Raw genomic sequence first — 22,695 nt, 5'->3', positions numbered from 1 at the left:
GTCTGTGAAGGGACCCTTCACGGACTGTGGGGCTGTGAAGGGTCCCTTCACGGCCGACGGTGGGGTGTGGTTGGGGGCGGTGAATGGGCCGCGGTCGGTGGTGTTGTCGGGTGTGGAGGGTCCGACGCTTGACGTGGCGCGGCGGTTGGGGGATGCGGGTTGTAGGACGCGGCGGTTGGCGGTGTCGCATGCGTTCCATTCGGGGTTGATGGATCCGATGCTGGCGGAGTTCGGGGAGGTGGCGAAGGGTCTGACGTATCACGAGCCGTCGATCCCGATCGTGTCCACGGTGGAACTCGGCGCCGACCTGACCGATCCCCAGTACTGGGTCCGGCAGGTGCGCGAGACGGTCCGGTTCGCCGACGCCGCCTCGGCGATGGCGAGTGAAGGCGTCGGCACTTTCGTCGAGCTGGGACCGGACACGGTGCTGTCCGCGCTGGTCGGCTCCGGCACGGCGATCTCCTTGCTGCGCAAGGATCGGGACGAACCGTCCACAGTGGTAACCGCACTCGGACGTCTGCATGCCACCGGGTCCACAGTGGACTGGAACGCCTACTTCGCGGGCACCGGTGCCCGTCGCGTCGATCTGCCCACCTACGCCTTCCAGCACGAGCGGTACTGGCTGCGCGAACCGGAAACCGCCGGTTCCGTGGGCGGTCTGGCACATCCCGTGCTGTCTGGCGCGGTCGTCTCGGCCGAGGATGGCGGAGTGGTGTGCACGGGTCTGCTCCCGGCCGAGGTCTCCGACGCACTCCTGCTGGAGCTGATCATCCGCGCCGGTGACGAGACGGGTTGCGGCACTGTCGAAGAGTTCACTGTGGACGCTCCGCTGGCCGGAGATCGAGCCGTGCAGATCGTGATCGGCGCGGAGGACGACGGCCGTCGCCGGGTGAGCGTCTTCTCGAAACGTGCCGACAGCTGGCAGCGGCACGGCATCGGTATCGTCTCCGCGAAGCACATCCCGGCCGAGCCGGCCGATGATAGTGCGTTCACCGAGGTCAGCGTGCCCGGCGCCGCCGACGACACTGCCCAGCTCTTCGGCATCCACCCGGCGTTGCTGGACCCGATCCTGGCCGAGCACGGCTGGCCCTCGGTGTGGCGGCAGGTCGCCCTGCACGCCACCGGCGCCACCGTGGCGCGGGTGCGGCTCACCGCCGAGGGGGAGCTGAGCGTCCACGACCCCACTGGTGCACCGGTGCTGACCGCGTCCGTCGAGTTCGGCGAACGTCCAGTGTCCACTGAGGACGCCCCAGGCTCGCTGTACCGGCTGAGCTGGATCCCGTTGGAGCTGGGCTCCGCCGAACTGACCTGGACCCGCGACGAGCAGACAACTCCGGCCGACGCGGTGGTGCTGGAGGTCGCCGAGGGCAACGCGGACCGCGGCCAAGCGGCCCAGGCGATGACCGTCGACGTGCTGGCGCGGCTCCGCGAGTGGCCGGCCGGGCCGCGCGGCGAAGCCACTCCTCTCGTCATCCTCACCACGGGCGCGGTCGATCTGTCCGAAAAGGACGGTGCGGATCCGGCCGCCGCCGCGGTCTGTGGTCTGGTCCGCGCGGCGCAGGCCGAGCATCCCGGACGGTTCGTGCTGGCCGACACCGACGGTGATCTCACCACCCTGGGCCGGGCGCTCGCGACCGGCGAAACCCAGCTGGTCCTGCGCGAAGGCCAGGCGTACTCGCCGCGCCTGGTTCCCCTCGAAGCGCCTGCCCAGGGCAGTGTCGGCAACGGCACGGTGCTGATCACCGGCGGCACCGGCGGGCTGGGCGCGTGCGTAGCCGAGCATCTGGTCAGGACGCACGGCGTTGACGACCTGGTGCTGATCAGCCGCCGTGGTCCCGACGCGCCGGGCGCGGAAGAGCTGGCCGCGAACCTGTCCGGGCTGGGCGCGAAGGTACGGATCGAGGCCTGCGACGCCGCGGACCGCGAAGCGCTCGCCACGGTGCTCGACGGGATCCCGGCGCTGGCGGGGGTCGTGCACGCGGCGGGTGTGCTGGACGACGGCGTCGTCGAGACCCTCACCGCCGAGCGGGTCGGAACTGTCTTCCGGCCCAAGGTCCAGGCCGCCTGGAACCTGCACGAGCTGACGCGGGCCGCGCGACCGGGCCTGTTCGTGCTGTTCTCCTCGATCGCCGGGGTGCTCGGTAACGCCGGGCAGGCCAATTACGCCGCTGCGAACGCGTTTCTCGACGGCCTCGCCGGTCACCGGCGCGCGCTCGGGCTGCCCGCCGTCTCCCTCGCGTGGGGCCGCTGGGCCGGAGGGATGGGCGGCGAACTCGGCGACACGGCCGCACATCGCCTGAGCCGGATCGGTTTCCCGCCGCTGACGCCGGAAGAAGGCCTAGCGCTGTTCGACGCCGGTATCGCCGCCGCGACGCCGGTGCCGGTTCCCGTCAAGCTGGACCGGGACGCCCTCGGCGCCGGACTGATCCCGCCGATCCTGCGGGACCTGGTGCGGGTGCAGCGCCGCCGGGCCGGGACCGCCGATCCCGGCGCACTCACCCGGCGGCTCGCGGGACTGTCCGTGCCCGAACGGGAGCGTGCGCTCCTCGACCTCGTGCGTACCCAGGCCGCGCAGGTGCTCGGACACCCGGGCCCGGCGTCGATCCAGCCCTCCCGAGGCTTCCTGGACCTCGGTTTCGACTCGCTGACCGCGGTCGAGTTCCGCGCCGCGCTGGCCGCCGAGACCGGCCTCACCCTCCCGGCGACGGTGGTGTTCGACCACCCGGCGCCGGACGCGCTGGCGAAATACCTGCAGGCCGAACTGGCACCCGCGCCCGGCGGCGACGGGCCGGTGGCCGAGCAGATCACCCGGCTGGCGGCGGCGCTGGCCACCGTCGATCCCGGCGACACCGACGTCGACCGGCTCCTGCGTCAGCTGCTGTCCGGCTGGACCGCACGCCGTCCCGCGGCACCGCAGGCCGACCTCCGGTCCGCGAGCCCGGAGGACCTCCTCACCCTCATCGACCACGAGTTCGGCCCGCGATGACCCGCGCTCCGCGCGAGACCGCCAGACCACCACGGCGGCGCGGCCCTCGCGAGAGAACGCCCGGGAACCCGCGGCGGTGCCGGTCGACGGCGCAGCGCAAGCAGCTTCGCCGCTTGGGAAAAGAACCTAGGGAGTCCTGACTCATGCCCTCGGAAGAGCAGTACGTCGAGTACCTCAAGCGGATGGCCGCCGACCTGCGCGAAAGCCGCAGAGAGGTGCGCGACGCACGGGAACGGGACACCGAGCCGATCGCGATCGTCGCGATGAGCTGCCGGTTCCCGGGCGAGGTCCGCTCGCCGGGACAGCTGTGGGACCTGGTCGCCGGGGGCGTCGACGCGGTGGCCCCGTTCCCGGCCGACCGCGGCTGGGACCTGGACGGCCTCTACGACCCGGACCCGGACCGGCCGGGGACGAGCTACGTGCGCGAAGGCGGATTCCTGCCCGGCGCCACGGAGTTCGACGCCGAGCTGTTCGGCATCTCCCCGCGGGAGGCGGAGGCGACCGACCCGCAGCAGCGCCTGCTGCTGGAGACCGCCTGGGAAGCCGTGGAACGCGCCGGAATCGACCCCGGTTCGCTCAAGGGCAGCGCCACCGGCGTGTTCGCGGGCGTCGGCATGTCCGACTACCTGAGCCGGCTCGGCGCGATGCCCGCGGAGTACGAGGGGTATCTGGGCACCGGCAGTTCGGCCAGCGTCGTGTGCGGCCGCGTGTCCTATGCGCTGGGACTGGAAGGACCGTCGGTGTCGATCGACACCGCGTGCTCGTCCTCGCTGGTCGCCGTGCACCTCGCCGCGCGGGCGCTGCGTTCGGGGGAGTGCACGCTGGCGCTGGCCGGCGGGGTGACCGTGATGTCCGGCCCCGGCGCGTTCGTCGAGTTCGCCCGGCAGCGCGGGCTGGCGCCGGACGGGCGGTGCAAGCCGTTCGCCGCCGCGGCCGACGGCACGAACTGGGCCGAGGGTGTCGGCGTGCTGGTGCTGGAACGGCTTTCCGACGCCCAGCGCAACGGGCATTCGGTCCTCGCCGTGGTGCGCGGCAGCGCGGTCAACTCCGACGGCGCCAGCAGCGGCCTCACCGCGCCGAACGGCCCGTCGCAGCAACGGGTGATCCGCGCCGCCCTCGCGAACGCCGGTCTGTCCACTTCGGACGTCGACGTGGTCGAGGCGCACGGTACCGGCACCTCGCTGGGCGACCCGATCGAGGCGCAGGCTCTGCTGGCCACTTACGGCCGTGACCGCGAGGAGCCGCTGTGGCTCGGCTCGATCAAGTCGAACATCGGGCACACGCAGGCCGCGGCCGGGATCGCCGGGATCATCAAGATGGTCGAAGCGATGCGGCACGGCAGCCTGCCGGCGAGCCTGCACGTGGACCGTCCGTCGCCGCACGTGGACTGGTCGGCCGGTGCGGTCTCGCTGCTCACCGAGTCCCGGCCGTGGCCGGAGACGGACCGGCCGCGCCGCAGCGCGGTCTCCTCCTTCGGCATCGGCGGCACGAACGCCCACGTCGTCCTGGAACAGGCCCCCGACGTACCGGCCCAGGAACCGCGCACCGTTGTCACTCCGGCCGCGGTGCCCTACGTGCTCTCCGGAGCTTCCCCGGCCGCCGTCCGCGCGCAGGCCACCGCTCTTCTGTCCATTGTGGATGAGCCGGTGGACGTGGCGCTGTCACTGGCGACCACTCGCGCCACGCTGGAGTCCCGCGGCGTCGTGGTGGGTGCGGACCGTGCCGAGCTGACAGCCGGGCTCACCGCGTTGGCGGACGGCGATCCCGGCGCGATCACCGGCACCGGTGCCGCGGGGCGGCTCGCCGTACTGTTCACCGGCCAGGGTGCGCAACGCCTCGGCATGGGCAAACGGCTGTATGAGACGTTCCCGGCATTCGCCACCGCATTCGACGAGGTCTGCGCGCATCTGCCCGGCATCAAGGACATCGTGTTCGGTGCCGACGCCGAGACCCTCGATCGGACCGAGCATGCGCAGCCCGCGTTGTTCGCGCTGGAAGTGGCGTTGTTCCGGCTGGTCACCTCCTGGGGCGTCACCCCGGACTTCGTCGCGGGGCACTCGATAGGCGAACTGGCCGCGGCGCACGTGGCCGGGGTGTTCTCGCTGGCCGACGCGGCGAAACTGGTCCTGGCGCGCGGCGGAATGATGCAAGACCTGCCCGCAGGCGGCGCAATGGTGGCGATCGAAGCCACCGAGGACGAGGTCGCGCCGTTCCTCGCGCCGAATGCCAAGGCTGTGAAGGGACCCTTCACGGACTGTGGGGCTGTGAAGGGTCCCTTCACAGCGGAGCGGGTGTGGTTGGCGGCGGTGAATGGCCCGTCGTCGGTGGTGCTCTCGGGTGCGGAGGGTCCGGTTCTTGCGGTCGCCGCGCGGTTCCCCGGTCGCCGGACGAACCGGCTGACGGTGTCGCACGCCTTCCACTCCGGCCTGATGGACCCGATACTGGCCGGGTTCACCGCGCTCGCCCGCACACTGACCTACGCCGAGCCCACCATCCCGGTCGTGTCCACGCTGACCGGGCGGATCGCCGACCGGCTGACCGATCCCACGTACTGGGCCGAGCACGTCCGGGGCACGGTCCGGTTCGCCGACGTCGTCCGGACCCTGCACGACGAGGGCGCGTCGGCCTTCCTGGAACTCGGGCCGGACGCGGTGCTCACCGCGATGGGCCGCGGCGTCCTCCCCGACGACGCGGTGTTCACCGCGGCCCAGCGCAAGGACCGCGACGAGCCGCACACGCTGGTGTCCGCCCTCGGCGCTCTGCATGCGCACGGCGTCGAGGTCGACTGGCCCGCGTATCTCGGCGGAAGCGGTGCCCGCGTCGTCGATCTCCCGACGTATCCCTTCCAGCGCAAGCGCTTCTGGCTGGAAGACCCCGGCGGCGCGGTCGCACTCGACGCTACCGCCGAGGACGCGCGGTTCTGGTCGGTCGTGGACAACGGCGACATCGCCCAGTTCGCCGCCGAGCTGAACCTGCCGGGCGCCGACGCGCCATTGCACACGGTCCTGCCCGCCCTCGCGCGCTGGCGCGGCGCCCGCCGTGCCGAGTCCGAAGCGGACGAACTGAGCTACCGCATCCAGTGGAAACCGATCTCCCCGACAGGCTCGGCGGCTTCCGGGCGATGGCTGCTCGTCGCCTCCGAGCGGGACCGGGACGCCGCCTGGCTCGACGCGGCAGCGGAAGCGCTGCGTGGCGCCGAGATCGAGCGGGTCCTGCTCGATCATCCCGACCGCGCTGGCGCACTCTTGGACGGAGCCCCGTTCGACGGGGTGCTGTCACTGCTCGCGTTGGACGAGACCGAGACGGACGGCCTGTCCTTCGGCGCCGAAGCGACCATGGCCCTGCTGAAAGAACTCGCCGAGCGGGAACTCGACGGTCCACTGTGGAATGTCACCCGGGGGGCGATCGCCACCGGCCCGCACGAAGCGCCGCTTTCCGCGGTCCAGGCGGCGATGTGGGGGTTCGGCCGGGCCGCCGCACTGGAACACCCGGTGCGCTGGGGCGGGCTCGTCGACGTCCCCGCCGAACCGGACGCCTCGGTCACCGCACTGCTCACCTCGGCGATCACCGCTCCCCGCGGAGAGGACCAGATCGCCGTGCGCCCGGCGGGCCTGTTCGGCCGGCGGCTGGCCCATGCCGAACCCGCCGCCGCACCGGTGCGCGCCTGGAAGCCGCGGGGCACGGTGCTGGTCACCGGCGGTACCGGCGGGCTCGGCGGGATCGTCGCCCGCTGGCTGGCCGGGGAAGGCGCCGAGCACATCGTGCTGGTCTCGCGGTCGGGGGAGAACGCCGAGGGTGCCGAACGCCTCCGGGCCGACCTCGGCGACCGGGTCACCATCGTGGCCTGCGACGTCGCGGACCGGGCCGCGCTCGCCGCCGTCGTCGAAGACCTGCGCGCCGATCTCCGCGCGGTGTTCCACCTCGCCGGGATCCTGGAGCTGGCCACGATCGAGACGATGGACCGCGACACTTACGCGGCCGTGCTGCGCCCGAAGGTGGCCGGCACCAGGAACCTCGAAGAGCTGACCGAAGGTCTCGAACTCGACGCCTTCGTGCTGTTCTCCTCGATCGCCGCGTCGATCGGCAACGGCATCCAAAGCGCGTATGGCGCGGCGAACGCCTACCTCGAAGCGGTCGCCCAGCAGCGCCGGCGGCGCGGGCTCCCGGCGACGTCGGTGGCGTGGGGCCGCTGGGGCCAGGCCGGAATGGGCATCTCCGAAGGCATCGACGAGCTGCTCGCCGAACTCGGCGTGCCGACGATGGATCCGTCGGTCGGGCTCGCCGCGCTGCGCCGGGCACTGGACCACGACGAGCAGGCGCTGACCGTGGCCGCGCTGGTCTGGCCCCGGTTCGCGCCGCCGTTCGCGGCGCTGCGCCCCAGCCCGTTGCTGGCCGGCCTGCCCGAGGTCGTCGCGCTCGCCGAGGCGGACGCCGCCCGCGCCGAGGCCGGGCAGGAGGTCGCCGAAGGCTGGCGGACCCGGCTGGCCGGGCTGCCCGCGGCCGAACGCGAGCGCGTGTTGACCGACCTCGTGCTCACCCATACCGCCGCCGTGCTCGGACACGAGGACAGCGTGCCCGCGCGGCAGTTGTTCACCAAGCTGGGCATCGATTCCCTCACCGCGATCGAGCTGCGCGAGCGGATCAACACCGAGACCGGGCTGGCCCTGCCGCCGACCATGGTGTTCGACCACCCGAGCCCGGCCGTGCTGGCCGCGCACCTGCTCGCCGAGCTGGGTCCGGCCACCCTGCCCACGGCTCTCCCCGCCGAGGTATCCGCGATCCGGACGCAGCAGGATCAGGCGGGCCGCGACATCGCCGTGGTCGGCATGTCCTGCCGGTTCGCCGGCGGCAGCGATACCCCGGCCGAGTATTGGCGGAACCTCGTGGAGGGCCGGGATCTCGTCCGCGAAGTCCCGGCGGACCGGTGGGAGGCCGGCGCCTACTACGACGCCGACCGCACGGTCTCCGGGAAGGCCTACACCCAGCACGGCGCGTTCGTCACCGATATCGCGGGCTGGGACGCCGCGTTCTTCGGGCTCTCCCCGCAGGAGGCACGCCGTCTCGACCCCAGCTTCCGGCTGCTGATGGAGCTGGTCTGGGAGGCACTGGAGGATGCCTCGCTCACCGCCGAGGAGCTGGCCGGCAGCCGCACCGGCGTGTTCGCCGGGCTCATCGACACCCTCCAATACAGCATGCGCCAGATCGAGGCGGACGGCGTCGCCACCTCCGACGACCCGTACTTCGGGCTGGGCAGCTCGCTGTCCGCGGCGGCCGGGCGGATCGCGCACCAGCTCGATCTCCACGGGCCGTGCCTCACCGTGGACACCGCGTGCTCGTCCGCGCTGTCCGCGATGCACCTGGCGGTGCAGAGCCTGCGCCGCGGCGAATGCGACCTCGCGATCGTCGGCGCGAGTTCGGCGATGGTCTCGCCGGAGACGTTCGTCCAGGCGTGCAAGATGAGCATGCTCGCCGAGGACGGGCGCACCAAGACCTTCGACGAAGCCGCCGACGGCTACGTGATGGGCGAAGGCGGCGGTGTGGTGGTGCTGCGCCGGGCCGGTGAGACCGGGTCCGGACGGCGGGTCCGCGCGCTGATCCGGGGCAGCGCGGCCAACCAGGACGGCCGGAGCAACGGCCTCACCGCGCCCAACCGGGCGGCGCAGATCTCGGTCATCCGCGCCGCGCACGCCGACGCGGGCACCCGCCCGGACGCGATCGGGTACGTCGAAGCGCACGGCTCGGGCACCCAGCTCGGCGACGCGATCGAATTCACCGCGCTGAACGAGGTCTTCGGCGAACGGGCCGCGCCGGAACCGTTGTACGTCGGCGCGGTCAAGACGAACGTCGGGCACACCCTCGCCGCGGCCGGCATGGCCGGGCTGATCAAGACCGTGCTGGCGCTGGAGAACGGGACCCTGCCGGGGAATCTGCACCTGAGTACACCGAACTCGGTGGTCACTGTGGACGGTCCGGTCCGCCCGGTGCCCGGCACCCGGCCGTTCCCCGCGGACGATGAAGGCGCGCTCCGCGCCGGGGTCAGCTCCTTCGGCTGGTCCGGCAGCAACGTCCACTTTGTCCTGGAGCAGGCGCCGCCGGACCCGCCCGCCGGACCGGGGGAGTCCTGGCAGCTGCTCACCGTCTCCGGACACAGCGAAAACGCCTTGCAGGACAACGCCAAGGCACTGGCCGAGCACCTCGAAGCCCATGGCGCCGACCTCGCCGACGTCGCGTTCACGACCCAGGCCGGGCGCAGCGCGCTACCGGTCCGCTCGGCGTTGCTGGTGCGTGACATCGACGACGCCGTGGCCGCGCTGCGTGCGGACCGGACCGGCTTCGTCGTGGAAGACACCCCGCGGTTCGGACTGGTCCTGACCGGTGGCCAAGGCCCGTGGCGGGGCAGCACTGCCGATCTGTACCGCACGGAGCCGGCCTTCCGCGCCGCGATCGACGAGTGCGCGAGTCTTCTCGACGGCCGGGTGGACCTCCTGGCCGCACTAGATCCGGTCGCCGAGCCGGGCGGGGAAACCGAAACCGCGGTGGCGTTCGCCGTCGAGTACGCGCTGTGCAGGCTGCTCGAAGGCTGGGGCCTGGTCCCGGCGGCGATCCTCGGCCGCGGGGCCGGCGAATACGTCGCGGCTGTCTTCGGCGAGGCCTTTTCGCTCGCCGACGGGCTCCGGCTCGCTCTCGACGGAATCGTCCCGGCCGCCGCGGAACCGGTTCGCACGATCGTTTCGGCGAGGACAGGCGGCGTGCTCACCGCCGCCGATGCGGCTTACCGGAGCAGATCGGAAGATCGGCTTGAGGACGCAGTGCTCGCGTTCGGCCGGTACGCGGGCGTCGTGGTGGACGCCGGGCTCGGCGGAGGGGCCGAGACGGTGGGCAAGTACCTGCCCGAGGCGCCGGTCGTCTCCCTCATCCCGGAGCAGGTGACCGAGGTGGGCCGCAAGGAGTGGCTCGCCGCGCTCGGTACACTGTGGACACTCGGTGTGCCGGTGGACTGGGTGCGTGGGGCGGGGGAGGCCCGCCGGTTCGTCTCGCTGCCCGCTTACCGATTCCAGCGCACCCGTTACTGGCCGGAAGTGACCGGGCAGCGGAACTGGGCCGTGCAGCCGGAACCCGCGGCTCCGCCGCGACGTGAGGTACTCGCCCACATCCCGACCTGGCGACGGGACGGCACCCGCCCGGCCGCCGCGGCCCCGGGAACCCTGCTGCTGTTCGCCGAGCCGGGCGAATTCGCCACTCGGCTCACCGAACTCGCCACCGCGGCCGGACACCGTGTGCTGCCCGCCGACCTCGAACCGGCGGACCCGGAGGCCTACCGCGGCCTGGTCGCCTCGGCCCGGACCGGCGAAGGTCCGCTGCGGGTGCTGCACGCGTACGGCCTGACCGCCGCCGATCCGGAAACCGCACTGGAAAAGGGCTTCTACAGCCTGATGTGGCTCGGCAAGGCGCTCGGCGCGGAATGCGCGGACCGCCGGGTGGAGCTGGTCAGCCTCGGCGCCGGTGGCTTCGACGTGGTCGGCGGCGACGCCCGGAACCCGTTCGCCGTGACCATCGCCGCGATGACCGCCACCCTCGCCGCGGAATATCCGCTGCTCCGCACCGGCTATGCGGACCTGGCCACCGAAAGCACCGGCACGGCAGCCCAGGCGTTGCAGGAGATCGACCGGCTCGCGTCCCGAGAGGACACTCGAAGGAACACTGTGGACGGTGTGGCGGTCGCGGCGTGGCGTGGTGCCCGCCGATGGGTACGGGACTTCGACGTCGCACCGTTGCCCGAGGTGGAGGACGCGCAGGCGTGGCGGCCGGGCGGGGTCTACCTGATCACCGGCGGGCTCGGCCTGCTGGGCCTGGCTCTGGCCCGGCGGCTGGCACCGCTGGGCACGAAGCTCGCGCTGGCGGGCCGCAGCGCGCTGCCCCCGGAGGAAACCTGGGACGAGTGGATCACCGAACACGGGGTCGACGACAAGACCAGCGGAATTCTCCTGACGGTCAGAGAATTGCGCGCCCTCGGCGCCGAAGTTCTCCCCGTGCGAGCCGACATCAGCGACCCCGCTCAGGCCGCGCCGTTGCTGCAGAAGGTGCGTGCGCACTTCGGTGCCTTGCACGGCGTCGTCCACGCGGCCGGGGTGCCCGGTGGTGGTCTGCTGCAGAACAAGACCCGCGAACAGGCCGCCGCGGTGCTGGCGCCGAAGATCGCCGGCACCCTCGCGCTGGCGGACGCGCTCCGCGCCGATCCGGTGGAGCTGCTGGTGCTGTACTCGTCTTCGGTCACCCTCACCGTCGGGGTCGGCGAGACCGACTACGCAGCGGCGAACGCGTTCCTCGACGGTTTCGCGGCGGCCGAGGCGAGCACCGGCGTGGCGGCCGGACGGGTCGTGTCGGTCGCCTGGGGACCGTGGCAGCTCGACGCGTGGACCAAGGGCGGGCTCGCCGGTTCGACCGGCCTGCAGGAAGGATCACGGCGGTTCCGCGACGAGTTCGGCATCCCGGCCGGAGAGGGCACGCAGACGCTTTCCCGGATCATCGCCTCCGGCGAACCGCAGGTGACGGTGCTGCCGATGCCGTTGTCCGACGTACTCGCCGGGCTCGCCGAAAACGGCTCTGTGGAAGCGCTGTCCGGCGACGCGCAGCTGTCCGGCGGCGAACGCTATCCGCGCCCGGAGCTGCGGATCGCCTACACCGCCCCGCGCACGCCGGTCGAGGAACGGGTGGCCGAGGTCTGGCGGGACTGTCTCGGCTTGGCGCGGGTCGGCGTGCACGATCCGTTCTTCGACCTCGGTGGCACCTCGCTGATCGGGTTGGTGATGATCGGCCGGCTCGCCAAGGAGTTCGGTGTGGAACTGGCCCCGGCGACGCTGTTCGAACGGCCCACGGTCGCCGAATTCGCCGCGCTACTGGACCGGGCCGACACCGAACCCGCCGCACCGGAACCGGCCGCGGCCGCCGCGGAGGTCGCGGCGCGCGGTGAACGCCGCCGGGCACGAGCCGCGGGCCTGCGCAAGCGGGCCGGCCGGAACGGCAGGTGAGCATGCCCCAGGAGGAGATCGAGCCCGGCGACCTCGCGGTGGTCGGCATGGCGGTGAACTTCCCCGGCGCGCCGGACCTGGACCGCTACTGGACCGAGTTGTGCGCCGGGCGGACCGGCATCACGCGGATGAGCCGTGCCGAACTGCTCGCCGCGGGCGTCCCGGCCGCGCTCGCCGACGACCCCGCCTTCGTCCCGGCCGCCGGACTGCTGCCGGACATCGAGGGGTTCGACGCGGAGTTCTTCGGCTACGGCCGGGCCGATGCGGAACTGCTCGACCCGCAGCACCGGCTGTTCCTCGAATGCGCCTGGCACGCGCTGGAGGACGCCGGCATCGACCCCGGCGGATCGGCCGGTCTCACCGGGGTGTTCGCGGGCGGCTCGCCGAGCACCTATCTGCTGGCCCAGCTGCTGCGCGACGAGGAATGCGTCCGGCGGTTCGGGCTCGACCAGCTGATCCTGCTGAACGAAAAGGACCTCATCCCGTCCCGGGTGTCCTACGCGCTCGACCTGACCGGCCCGTCGGTCAGCGTGCAGAGCTGCAGCTCGTCCGCGCTCAGCGCGCTGGCGCAGGGCTGTGCCAGCCTGCTGACCGGCGAATCCGACCTGGTCCTGGCGGGCGCGGTGTCGATCGTGGTGCCGCAGATCCCGGGCTACCTCTACCGCGAGGGCAGCCGGCTGGCCCCGGACGGGATCAACCGGGTCTTCGACGCCGGCGCGAACGGCATGGTGCCCGGCAACGGTCTCGGCGTGGTCGTGCTGCGGCGGCTGGAGGACGCCCTGGCCGAGGGCGACCGGATCTACGCGATGATCCGGGGCTGGGCGGTCGCCCAGGATGGCCGCACCGGCCGTGCGTCGTTCGAGTTCCCCAGCGCGCACGGCCAGGCCTCGGTGATCACCGAAGCGCTCGCGATGGCCGGCGCCGCGCCTGCCGACATCGACCACGTCGAGTGCAACGTGATGGGTACCTCATTCGGGGACGTCGCGGAGCTTTCCGCGCTGCAGAAGGTTTTCGACGTCGACGGGGTGGAGCGGGTCACGCTCGGCGCCATCGACGGCAACCTCGGCCACCTCAACCAGGCGGGCGGCATCGCCCGCCTGATCAAGGCCGCGCTCTCGCTGCACCACGGGAAACGTCCGCCCGCGGTCAATTTCGAACGCCCCAGTGCGCAGCTCGGACACGGAACCGGGCGGCTGGCCGTGCAGGAGGAGCTTGAGGACTGGCCGCGCGGCGCCCGCCCGCGCCTGGCCGGGGTGAGCGCGTACGGCTTCGGCGGGACCAACGCCCACGTCGTGCTCGAAGAAGCCGCACCGCCGCCGGAAGCGAGCCGGCCGCCGCCCCGTTCGCACGAGGTGCTGATCTGGTCCGCCCTGACCCCGGAAGCCGCGGACGCGGCGACCGCCCGCCTGCACGATCACAGTCCGGAATGGACGGACATCGCGGACGTGGCCTACACCCTCCACATCGGACGAAAGGCCTTCGCGCACCGCCGGATGACCGTGGTCTCCTCGACCGCCGACGCGCGGACGGCACTGTCCACACCGGACCGTATCTCGACGGCTGCCGTGACCGGCCCGAGCGAGGTGGCGTTCCTGCTCCCCGGGGCAGGGCAGACACAGCCGACCGGCGACCTCTGTGCGGCCGAACCGGTATTCCGTGCGGCGATCGGCGAATGTGGTCCTACGGCGCCGGAAGTTTTCGCGGTCGGCTACGCACTCGGACGGCTCTTGCTGGCCTGGGGCGTCGTGCCGCGGTTCCTGACGGGGTACGGCGTCGGCGAGTACGCCGCGGCCGCGCTGGCCGGGACGCTGACCGTGCGGGAAGCGACCGCGCTCGCCGCGAATGCCCACTCCGACCTGCGCCCGCGCGTCCCGGATATACCGCTGCTGTCGAACGAGACCGGGGAACCGATCACCGACCAGCAGCTTGCCGACCCGCAGTATTGGGCAAGCCGGACGGCGGCCCCGGCACGGTTCGGGCCTGCGGCGAAGGAGGGAACCCCGGACACGGTGCTGGTGCGGCTCGGCGCGCATCCCAGCGTCCACCGGGACTTCCCGGAGGGCGCGGGGGCCCCACCGATTCCGGCGCTGACCACGCACCCGGCCGAGTTGCCCGGCCGCCTCTGGCTGTCCGGAGTGGACATCGACTGGCGTGCGTATCACGCCGGTCGCGCGCCCCGCAAGACGTCCTTGCCGGGCTACGTGTTCCAGCACCAGCGGTACTGGATCGAGCCGGCCGCCGAGTCCGGCGGCGAGGAGACAGCGGTGCCCTACGGGGCGCGGGCGATGACCGACACTCCCGGCCGCGCCGTGACCGGGACCCCCAGCGGCAGAAAGGCAGGACAGTGATGACACAGGTCGGAGTCGTCGGCGCCGGTGTGATGGGCACCGGCGTCGCGCAGAACCTCGCGACCAGCGGGCACCGGGTCTTCCTGGTCGACCGCGATCCGGAGGCGCTGGCCGCGGCGACGGACCGGATCGAGCTGGAGTGCCGGATGAGCCGGATGCTCGGCGGCCCGGAGGTGGACGCCCTCGCCGTGCTGGCCCTGATCAGCACCAGCACCTCGCCGGCCTCGCTCGGCGAGGCCGAGGTGGTGATCGAGAACATCACCGAGAACTGGGAGCTGAAGAAGGCGCTCTACGCCGAACTCGACGAGGTCTGCAAGGCCGGAGCGGTGTTCGTCGCGAACACCTCGGCCATCCCGATCACCAAGCTGGCCGCGCTGACCACGCGCCCGGACCGGGTGCTGGGCGTGCACTTCATGAACCCGGTGCCGATGAAACCGGCGTGCGAGTTCATTCCCGGGTACCACACCAGCGAAGAGACCAAGGACGTCGTCCGCGCGCTGCTGGAGTCGATGGGCAAGAAACCGATTGCGGTCAACGACGCCGCCGGGTTCGTGTCCAACCGGGTGCTGATGCTCACCGTCAACGAGGCCGCGTTCCTGGTGCACGAGGGCGTCGCGAACGCGGAGACCGTGGACGAGGTGTTCCGCAGCTGCTTCGGGCATCCGATGGGGCCGCTGGAGACCGCCGACCTGATCGGCGTCGACACGATCCTCTACAGCGTCGAGGTGCTCTACGAGCAGTTCAACGACAGCAAGTACCGCCCCTGCCCGCTGCTGAAGAAGATGACCGACGCGGGCCTGCACGGGCGCAAGAGCGGCAAGGGCTTCTACACATACCTGCCTTCCGGCGTGGGCTGAAGCGCCGCGGACGAAATCCCCCGAGCACGAGAAAGGCCAAGACCATGCCGAAGGACATCCGCGCACAGATCCGCGCCTTCATCACCGCCAAGTTCCCCAGCATGTCGTTCTCCGACGAGGAGGACATCTTCGCGCTCGGCTTCGTGAACTCGCTGTTCGCGATGGAGCTGGTGATGTTCCTGGAGAAGGCGTTCGCCACGCGGATCCCGAACGAGGAACTCACCCTGGACAACTTCCGCACCGTGGCGCGGATGGCCGGACTGGTGGAGCGGCTGGCCGCCGCCTCCGCCGCGAGCTGAACGGGCGGACGCGGATGCCGGTGAAGACGGTCGCCGAACCCGCCCTGCCGGTCACGGCCGGGCGGTTCGCCGACGAGGAGATCGCGCCCCGCGCGAACGAGTTCGACCGGGCCGAAGAGATCCCGGCCGAAGTGCTGCGGCGGGTAGGCGAACTCGGCCTGTGGGCCCCGTTCCTGCCCGCCGAGGCGGGCGGGGCGGGCCTGGACCTGCTCGGCCTCGGGCAGGTGCACGCCGAGATCGGCCGCGGCTGCTCGTCGCTGCGCAGCCTGCTGACGGTGCACACCATGGTGTCCGCCTCGGTGCACCGGTGGGGCAGCGACGACCAGCAGGCCCGATGGCTTCCGGCCCTGGCCACCGGTGCGGTGCGGGGCGCGTTCTGCCTGACCGAGCCCGACCACAGCGGCAGCGACGCGACCGCCGCCGGGACCCGGGCGGTGGCCGGGGACGGCCACTGGATTCTCAACGGCCGCAAGACCTGGATCACCGGCGGCCGGATCGCCGGGCTGTTCCTGGTGTTCGCGAGCAGCGGCACCGGGATGAACGCGTTCCTGGTGCCCGCCGACCGGCCGGGGGTGCGGGTCACCCCGGTCCGGCACATGCTGGGCACGACCGCGAGCATGCTCGCCACCGTCGAGTTCGACGAGGTCCGCCTCGGCACCGAGGCACTGCTCGGCCCGCCGGGCTGGGCCGCGGGCACCGTGATGACCGGGGCGCTCGATCTCGGCCGCTACAGCGTGGCCTGCGGTTCGGTCGGCATCCTGCGTGCCGCGCTGGCCGCCTGCGCCGACTACACCTCGAAGCGCTCGGCCGGCGGCGGGCTGCTGCGCGACCTGCCGGCGATCCGGGCGAAGATCAGCGACATGGTGACCGCGCGCGACGCGGCCTGGCTGCTGTGCGAGAAGGCCGGACGGCTCAAGGACGCCGGGGACCCGGCGACCATCATGGCCACCTGGGTGGCGAAATACTTCGCGTCGACCGCGGCCGCGCGCGCCGCCTCCGACGCGGTCCAGATCCACGGCGCGAACGGATGCGGCCCCGACTACCCGGTGGCCCGGCTCTATCGCGACGCGAAGGTCATGGAAATCATCGAAGGCAGCACCCAGATCCAGGAGCTGACCATCGCAGGCGAAGCGTATCGGGAGGTGACACAGTGACACAGGCGGAGACGGAAGCTCCGGCAGCCGGTGGGAAGCCCCGGCGCGGCCGGATCAAGTGCGTGGTCTGGGATCTGGACAACACGCTGTGGGACGGGATCCTGCTGGAGGACGAGCAGGTGCGTGTGCGCCCGGACGTGGCCGCGGAGATCCGGCGGCTGGACGAACTGGGCATCCTGCACTCGGTGGCCAGCCGCAACGACCACGACGCGGCGATGGCACGGCTGAAGGCCGAGGGGCTCGACGAGTACTTCCTGTACCCGCAGATCACCTGGAACCCGAAGTCCCATTCGGTCGCGCGGATCGCCGAGGCGCTCACCATCGGCCAGGACGCGATCGCGTTCGTCGACGACCAGCCCTTCGAACTCGAAGAGGTGGCGCACGCGCTGCCCGCGGTCAAGACCGTGGACGTGGCTCATCTGGCCGCGGAACTGGCCTCGCCGGAGTTCCGGCCCCGGTTCGTCACCGACGAGTCCCGGGTCCGCCGAGGGCTCTACCGGGCCGCCGAGGTGCGGGACCAGGCCGAGCAGGACCACGTCGGCACCAGCGAGGAATTTCTGTCCACTTTGGACATGAAGTTCACCATCGGGCATGCGCGGCAGGAGGATCTGCAGCGTGCCGAGGAACTCACCGTGCGCACGAACCAGCTCAACGCCACCGGCCGGACGTACTCCTACGACGAGCTGGACGAGCTGCGCCGGTCGCCGGACCACCTGCTGCTGGTGGCGTCGCTGTCGGACAAATACGGCGGCTACGGGAAGATCGGCCTCGCGCTGGTCGAACGCGGCCGGCCCGCCTGGTGTCTGCGGATGATGCTGATGTCCTGCCGCGTGATGTCGCGCGGGGTCGGCACGGTGCTGCTCAACCACGTGATGGGCCTGGCGAAACAGGACGGCGCCACCCTCCGTGCGGACTTCGTGGAGACCGGCCGCAACCGGGTCATGTACGTGACCTACGCCTTCGCCGGGTTCACCGAGCTGTCCCGCGACGGCGACCGTCTGGTGCTCGAATCCGGCCTCGACCGGATCCAGCCGCCGCCCGGATACCTGACGGTGGACGTCGAATGACCGCCACGGCGACAGCCCGGCGCTGGCTGCCTTTCGGCGTGAACGGCACCGGCACCCGGCTCTTCTGCTTCCCGCACGCGGGCGCGAGCGCCGTCGTCTACAACGGCTGGCGGGAATACGCGGACGCCGGGCTGAGCATCTGCCCGGTGCAGCCGCCCGGCCGGGCCGAACGGGGCCGGGAGACGCTGCACCGTGATGCCGAAGCGCTGGCCGACGACGTGGTGGCCGGGCTGGGTGACGAGTTCACCGGGAACTATGCGCTGTTCGGCCACAGCGTCGGCGCACTGGTCGCGTACCTGGTCGCCCGGCGGCTGGCCGAGCGCGGGCGGGATCTGCCCCGGCACCTGTTCGTCTCCGGCCGGGCCGCGCCGCAGCTGCCGGATCGCCGACGGCAGCTGCGTGCGCTCCCGGTCGCCGAACTCACCGCGGAACTGCGGGCGCTGGGCGGGCTTCCGGAGGCGCTGCTGCGCGACCGCTCGCTGCTGGAGATGTTCCTGCCGCTGCTGCGGGCGGACCTCGCGCTGAACGAGACCTACTGGCACCGCCCCGCGGACCCGTTGCCGTTCGGCCTGACCGTGTTCGGCGGTCACGGCGATCCCCGCGCCGATCACCTGGAGCTGGCGGCGTGGCAGGACCTCGCCGAGGACTCCGAGCTGGTCACCTACCCCGGCGGGCACTTCTATCTCGACCGGCGCGCCCCCGAACTGCTCGCCGTAGTCCGCCGGAGGCTGGCCGGGTGAAAAGCTGTGAAGGGACCCTTCACGGACTCCGAGTCCGTGAAGGGACCCTTCACAGCCCTCCGGGTCAGGCGGTCCGGGAGGGGAAGCGGACCGCCTGACGCGCGGAGGCCACCCGCGCCGACCGGGGGATCTGCCGGTAGGCGACCTCGCGCAAAGCCTGCCGCTGGAAGGAGTAGACGGGTTCGCGGCCGGAGCGGTCGCGTGTCAGCAGCTCCCGCGCTTCGAGCGTGCGCAGCAGCCGCGCGGCCACGGCCGGGTCCAGCCCGCTGAGTTCGGCGATGTCGGCGGCGGAGAAGCCGTCACCCGCCGCGGCGGCGTCGCGGAGCACGGCTTTTTCCTCGTAGGGCAGGGAATCCAGCAACGTCGCGAGGGTCCGCCGTACGAGCGGGGGCGTCGAGGGCGCGGTGGTGGAGGCCTGGCCGTACCCGGCGAAGGGCATGGTCCGCTCGTCCACCGCCTGCGCGTAGGCCGTGGCGAACAGCGGGTTGCCGCCGATCCGGGCGATCAGCGCGGCCTTGCCCCGCAGCAGCCTGCGGCCGGCGGGCAGCAGGGTGTCCAGCATCTCCGCGATCGCCTCGTCCGGCAGCGGTGCCAGCGAAACCGTGGTGTGCCCCGCCGAGCCGGGTTCGTCCACCGGCAGCTCCGGGCGCGCGGTGACCACGATGAGCACCGGTAGCGTGCGCAGGGCGTCGGCGAGACCCCGGACGCAGTCGCGGAACTCCGTGTCCGCCTGATGCAGATCCTCCACGAACACGACCAGCGGACCGGCGGAGGTGAGGTTCTCCGCGGCGTCGCAGAGCAGATCGGGCACCGTGGGACAGTCGGTGCCGCGCAGCCAGGCGGCGTTCGGCGCGAGCATGCCGACGCTCATCGCGCGCATCAGGTGATCGACCGTGGCCCCGGCCGCGGAAAGGCGGACCACCTCCAGCTCGGGCCGCTTTTCCAGCACCTTGCGGAACTGGCCGATCAGCCGGCTCTTCCCGATCCCCGGCTCGCCGAGGAGGGTGACCAGATGCGCGCGCCGCCGTGCCTCGACGTTGTCCATCAGCCGGTCCAGCAGTTCGAGATCGTGGTCCCGGCCGACGAACGTGCCCGCGTCGGCGTCCTCGAAGGACGGGCACGGGTGCACCGCTTCCACGGCCCACCAGCCCGCGGAGGCGGTGGATGCGCAGGCGATGGCGCCGGTGCCGCCGTCGCGGACCTCGTCCGAGACGAGTACCTGGCCCGCCGGTGCGGTCAGCGCCGAGCGCACGCACCGGTCGAGCACCCCGCCGGTCACCACGGGCACCGCGGACGGGAATTTCACCAGCACGTCGCCGGAATCGACGACCACGTGCGCAGCCCTGCCGTCCTCGGCCAGCCGGTCCCGGATCCGCAGCGCCGCGCGCACCGCCCGGATCTCGTCGTCGTCCTGGGTGCGCTGCGCGCCGAACAGGCCCAGCAGCACCGGCCCCGGCCCGCCCGGCTCGTGCCCGCGCTCGGCGGCCACCTCACTGCCGACGACCGCCCGCAGCGTCTCCAGCGCGTCGTCCGCGTCCTCCGGATCCTCGGGCGCGTCCGCCAGCGCGACCCCGACCACGACCACCGGCTTGCGTTCGCTCGCCCGGACCGGCGGCTCCGGCGCGGCGGCCACGGGGATCCGGGCCACCGTCGGCGTGGACAGCGCGGTTGAGGGCAGGGCCGGTGCGGGCAGAGCCGGAGCCGGTGCGGTCTCCCCACCGGGGGCGGAGGCGCGCACGGTCACCACCCCGTCGGAGGGCAGCAGCTCGGTGATCAACGCGGTGTCGTGATTGAGGATCGCGTGTTCGAGCTGCTGCAGTTCCTTGCCCGGCTCCAGCCCGAGCCCGTCGGCGAGGCTGGCCCGGGTGCGGCGGTACACCGCCAGCGCGTCGGCGTGCCGGCCGCAGCGGTAGAGGGCGATCATCAGCTGCCCGTTGAGCCGTTCACGCTGCGGCTGCCGGCCAGCCTGCTCGTGCAGATCGGCGAGCACCTCCTGGTGCCGGCCCCGGGCCAGTTCCAGCGCGAACAGCTGCTCGTACAGCCCGAGCCGCTGGTCCTCCAGGGTGACCAGCTCCGGCCATTCGATCCCGGTCTCCACCAGATCCGCCAGCGCCCGGCCCTGCCACAGCCCCAGTGCCTCGCGGCAGGTGGCGGCCGCCTGATCGGGGTCCTTGGCCTCCTGCGCCCGGCTCGCCTGTTCGGCCAGCCGCTGGAAGCGCGCCGCGTCGACCAGCTCGCTGTCCACCTGCAGCAGGTAACCGGGCGCGTGCGTCAGCAGGATCGCGCGTTCGGCGGTCTCCCTCGGCGCGGACAGCACCGTGCGCAGGCCCGACACCGAGTTCTGCACCATCTTCCGCGCGGTCGCGGGCACTCCGTGCGGCCACAGCGCCGACAGCAGCCGGCTGGTCGCCACGACCTCGTTGCGGTGCAGCAGCAGATAGGACAGCAGCGATCGCTGGGTGGTCCCGCGCAGCGGCACCTGGCATCCATTGTGGACTATGGTGAGAGGTCCTAGAAGCGTGAAACGCATGGCGCGGCCCCTCACGTCGAGTGCGGATCTTCTGCACCCACCGTCGGTGATTCGCCCACCGGTGGCAATCCAAGCGCAGGGGAGTCTGGGCTATTGCCAGAGTCCGGCGGATCTTGCCGACCCTCCGGTTTGCTGATTGACCTCGTGCGTACGCGGATGGTATTCGCGCGCAAACTCTCGGTGTGAAATGTCTCAGGATGAAAACTCTCAGTGGGCGGCAGCGATCGCAGACTGCAGCAGCACGCTCACTGCGGTACCCGAGAAGACGCTGAGTGTCGCGTTGTGTCGCCAGAGATGGAGACCGGTCGTGACCGCGAGGGCGGCGGCCACCGGTCCGGAAGAGGTCCAGACCAGGGGATCGACGTCGCGCAGCGTGTAGGTGGCGAGGATCACCATCATGCCGACGGGCAGGCATTCCCCGAGCCGGGCGAGCAGAGCACTGTGCCGCAGCCGGGCCAGTATGGCGAACGGAGCAAGCCGCAGCGTCCACGACTACTACCTGCGGGTGCTCGTGGCCGACCACGAGGAGTACGAGGCGCTGACCCTGACCCGGCTGTCCCGGCTCCCGGCGCTGAGCCGCATCAGCTCACACCAGACGATGCGCCTGGTGAAGGGCTGACCCGGCCTCGCCCCGTCCGTGCCGCCCTAGCCGTGCGGACGCTGCATCACGTCGGCGGTGTATTTCACCGACGAGGCGGCGTGCCGGGAGGAGAACGGGCATTTCCAGTTCTCTTCCGTCATCCGGCCGGCGAAATGCCGCGACGGCTTCCGGTATTCGTAAGTGGTGAAGCTCGGATTGACGGAGCCGTTGGTGACCTGCTCGCGTTTGCGGATCGCGTCCTGCATCGTGAAGAATTTCTCGCCGAGCAGCATGAACTGGGTCAGCGAGTTGAAGGCCATCGCCGGGCGCTGGAAGCGGCGGCTCGCCCGCGACGCGCCCGGGTGCATGCCCGCCACGAAGAACGCGTGACCCGCCACGTGGAAGCCGAAGTTCGGCTCCTCGGGGTCCGAGGTCGCCCCGGTCTCGATCCCGTAGGTGCGGCTGTCGATGTCGTGCATGAGCTGCAGATGCCGCCACACCAGCCGTTCGTGCTCCCGTTCGTCGAGTACTTCCCGCGGGGTCTCGAAGGTCGCGATGAACGTGCGGAAACTCCGATCCGACAACGCCGGCCGCAGATCGCGGGCGAATTCGAGCAGGTCGCGGTAGTTGTCCCGGACCGAGTCCGGGTCGCCCAGCGCGGAGTAGTGGGCGTGCTCGATCGTGCCGCGTTTGAGCGCGGCCCGGGCGGCCAGACAGCTGAATTCGGTGCTCTGAATGAACTCCTCGAGTTCGGGTCGGAACGTGGTCATCGTGCTCCCTTGGTCCGGCGGGCTCCCGCGGAGCCGATCGAAGACAGGCTGAAAGCACCGATTTCCCGAGGCCGGCATCGGATCCTGCCGGATCGATGGGCGAAATACGGCGTTTTTCGAGCTTAATCGATGACCACCGCCGGACCGGTGGCGTTCGGCCACCCGGCGCCCACCCCCCGGTAACCGGACCCCCACTCCCCGCACCCGATGGCCCGGACGTAAGGCTGTGAAGGGTCCCTTCACGGACTCAGAGTCCGTGAAGGGACCCTTCACAGCTCGACCTCGTCGGACGGGTGCGTCGGGAGGGCGGGCGGGTTGTCTTTTCGGCACCGCCC

11 protein-coding genes and 1 pseudogene are annotated in these 22,695 nt (G+C 71.8%); 9 read left to right on the top strand and 3 right to left on the bottom strand.

The genetic code is table 11. The features are described from left to right. The first annotated feature begins 4 nt into the window (after nt 1-4). The 8 genes and pseudogenes from D5S19_RS28670 (at nt 5) to D5S19_RS28635 (ending at nt 18,480) form a co-directional block, all read left to right on the top strand. Nucleotides 5-2,986, top strand: coding sequence for a type I polyketide synthase (locus tag D5S19_RS28670; RefSeq protein WP_325050333.1), 2,982 nt, complete (start codon nt 5-7; stop codon nt 2,984-2,986). A gap of 143 nt (nt 2,987-3,129) precedes the next feature. Next, nucleotides 3,130-12,015: pseudogene (locus D5S19_RS28665) on the top strand (type I polyketide synthase); the annotation flags it as partial. Nucleotides 12,016-12,017: 2 nt separating this feature from the next. Beyond that, nucleotides 12,018-14,363 carry a beta-ketoacyl synthase N-terminal-like domain-containing protein gene (locus D5S19_RS28660; protein WP_120026489.1) on the top strand — a complete coding sequence of 782 codons (2,346 nt, stop codon included), beginning with the start codon at nt 12,018-12,020 and terminating at the stop codon, nt 14,361-14,363. After that, entirely contained in the window at nt 14,363-15,220 is an 858-nt protein-coding gene (locus tag D5S19_RS28655) for a 3-hydroxyacyl-CoA dehydrogenase family protein (RefSeq protein ID WP_120026488.1), read from the top strand. The genes D5S19_RS28660 and D5S19_RS28655 overlap by 1 nt, the downstream gene beginning before the upstream one ends. A 44-nt stretch (nt 15,221-15,264) precedes the next feature. Further along, complete coding sequence (locus D5S19_RS28650) at nt 15,265-15,519, top strand: acyl carrier protein (protein WP_120026487.1); 255 nt, start codon at nt 15,265-15,267, stop codon at nt 15,517-15,519. 14 nt (nt 15,520-15,533) lie between these two features. Further along, nucleotides 15,534-16,673, top strand: coding sequence for an acyl-CoA dehydrogenase family protein (locus D5S19_RS28645; RefSeq protein ID WP_120026486.1), 1,140 nt, complete (start codon nt 15,534-15,536; stop codon nt 16,671-16,673). Beyond that, the gene (locus tag D5S19_RS28640) at nt 16,670-17,740 is read left to right on the top strand and encodes an HAD-IIIC family phosphatase (protein ID WP_120026485.1); all 1,071 of its coding nucleotides are present in this window, start codon (nt 16,670-16,672) and stop codon (nt 17,738-17,740) included. Before D5S19_RS28645 ends, D5S19_RS28640 begins: the two co-directional genes overlap by 4 nt. Beyond that, nucleotides 17,737-18,480 (top strand): thioesterase II family protein, encoded by a 744-nt coding sequence (locus D5S19_RS28635; RefSeq protein WP_120026484.1) that lies wholly within the window; start codon nt 17,737-17,739, stop codon nt 18,478-18,480. Before D5S19_RS28640 ends, D5S19_RS28635 begins: the two co-directional genes overlap by 4 nt. A gap of 64 nt (nt 18,481-18,544) precedes the next feature. On the opposite strand, the gene D5S19_RS28630 is transcribed toward D5S19_RS28635, so the two are convergent. Beyond that, nucleotides 18,545-20,959 carry a BTAD domain-containing putative transcriptional regulator gene (locus D5S19_RS28630; protein WP_233574220.1) on the bottom strand — a complete coding sequence of 805 codons (2,415 nt, stop codon included), beginning with the start codon at nt 20,957-20,959 and terminating at the stop codon, nt 18,545-18,547. Nucleotides 20,960-21,217: 258 nt separating this feature from the next. After that, the gene (locus D5S19_RS28625; protein ID WP_233574222.1) at nt 21,218-21,445 is read right to left on the bottom strand and encodes an AzlD domain-containing protein; all 228 of its coding nucleotides are present in this window, start codon (nt 21,443-21,445) and stop codon (nt 21,218-21,220) included. Here D5S19_RS28625 and D5S19_RS28620 point away from each other — a divergent pair. Next, on the top strand, nt 21,408-21,629 hold the full coding sequence (locus tag D5S19_RS28620) for an Lrp/AsnC ligand binding domain-containing protein (RefSeq protein ID WP_120026481.1): 222 nt from the start codon (nt 21,408-21,410) through the stop codon (nt 21,627-21,629). The two genes, D5S19_RS28625 and D5S19_RS28620, sit on opposite strands and share 38 nt — an antisense overlap. Before the next feature lie 26 nt (nt 21,630-21,655). Here D5S19_RS28620 and gntA read toward each other — a convergent pair whose 3' ends face one another. Beyond that, complete coding sequence (gene gntA / locus D5S19_RS28615; protein ID WP_120026480.1) at nt 21,656-22,360, bottom strand: guanitoxin biosynthesis heme-dependent pre-guanitoxin N-hydroxylase GntA; 705 nt, start codon at nt 22,358-22,360, stop codon at nt 21,656-21,658. Nucleotides 22,361-22,695: the final 335 nt, after the last annotated feature.

The sequence above is a fragment of the Amycolatopsis panacis genome (assembly GCF_003600245.1).
GTDB lineage: Bacteria > Actinomycetota > Actinomycetes > Mycobacteriales > Pseudonocardiaceae > Amycolatopsis > Amycolatopsis sulphurea.
The sequence above is the reverse complement of the archived record's forward strand: the minus strand, read 5'-3'. Positions and strand labels throughout refer to the sequence as shown.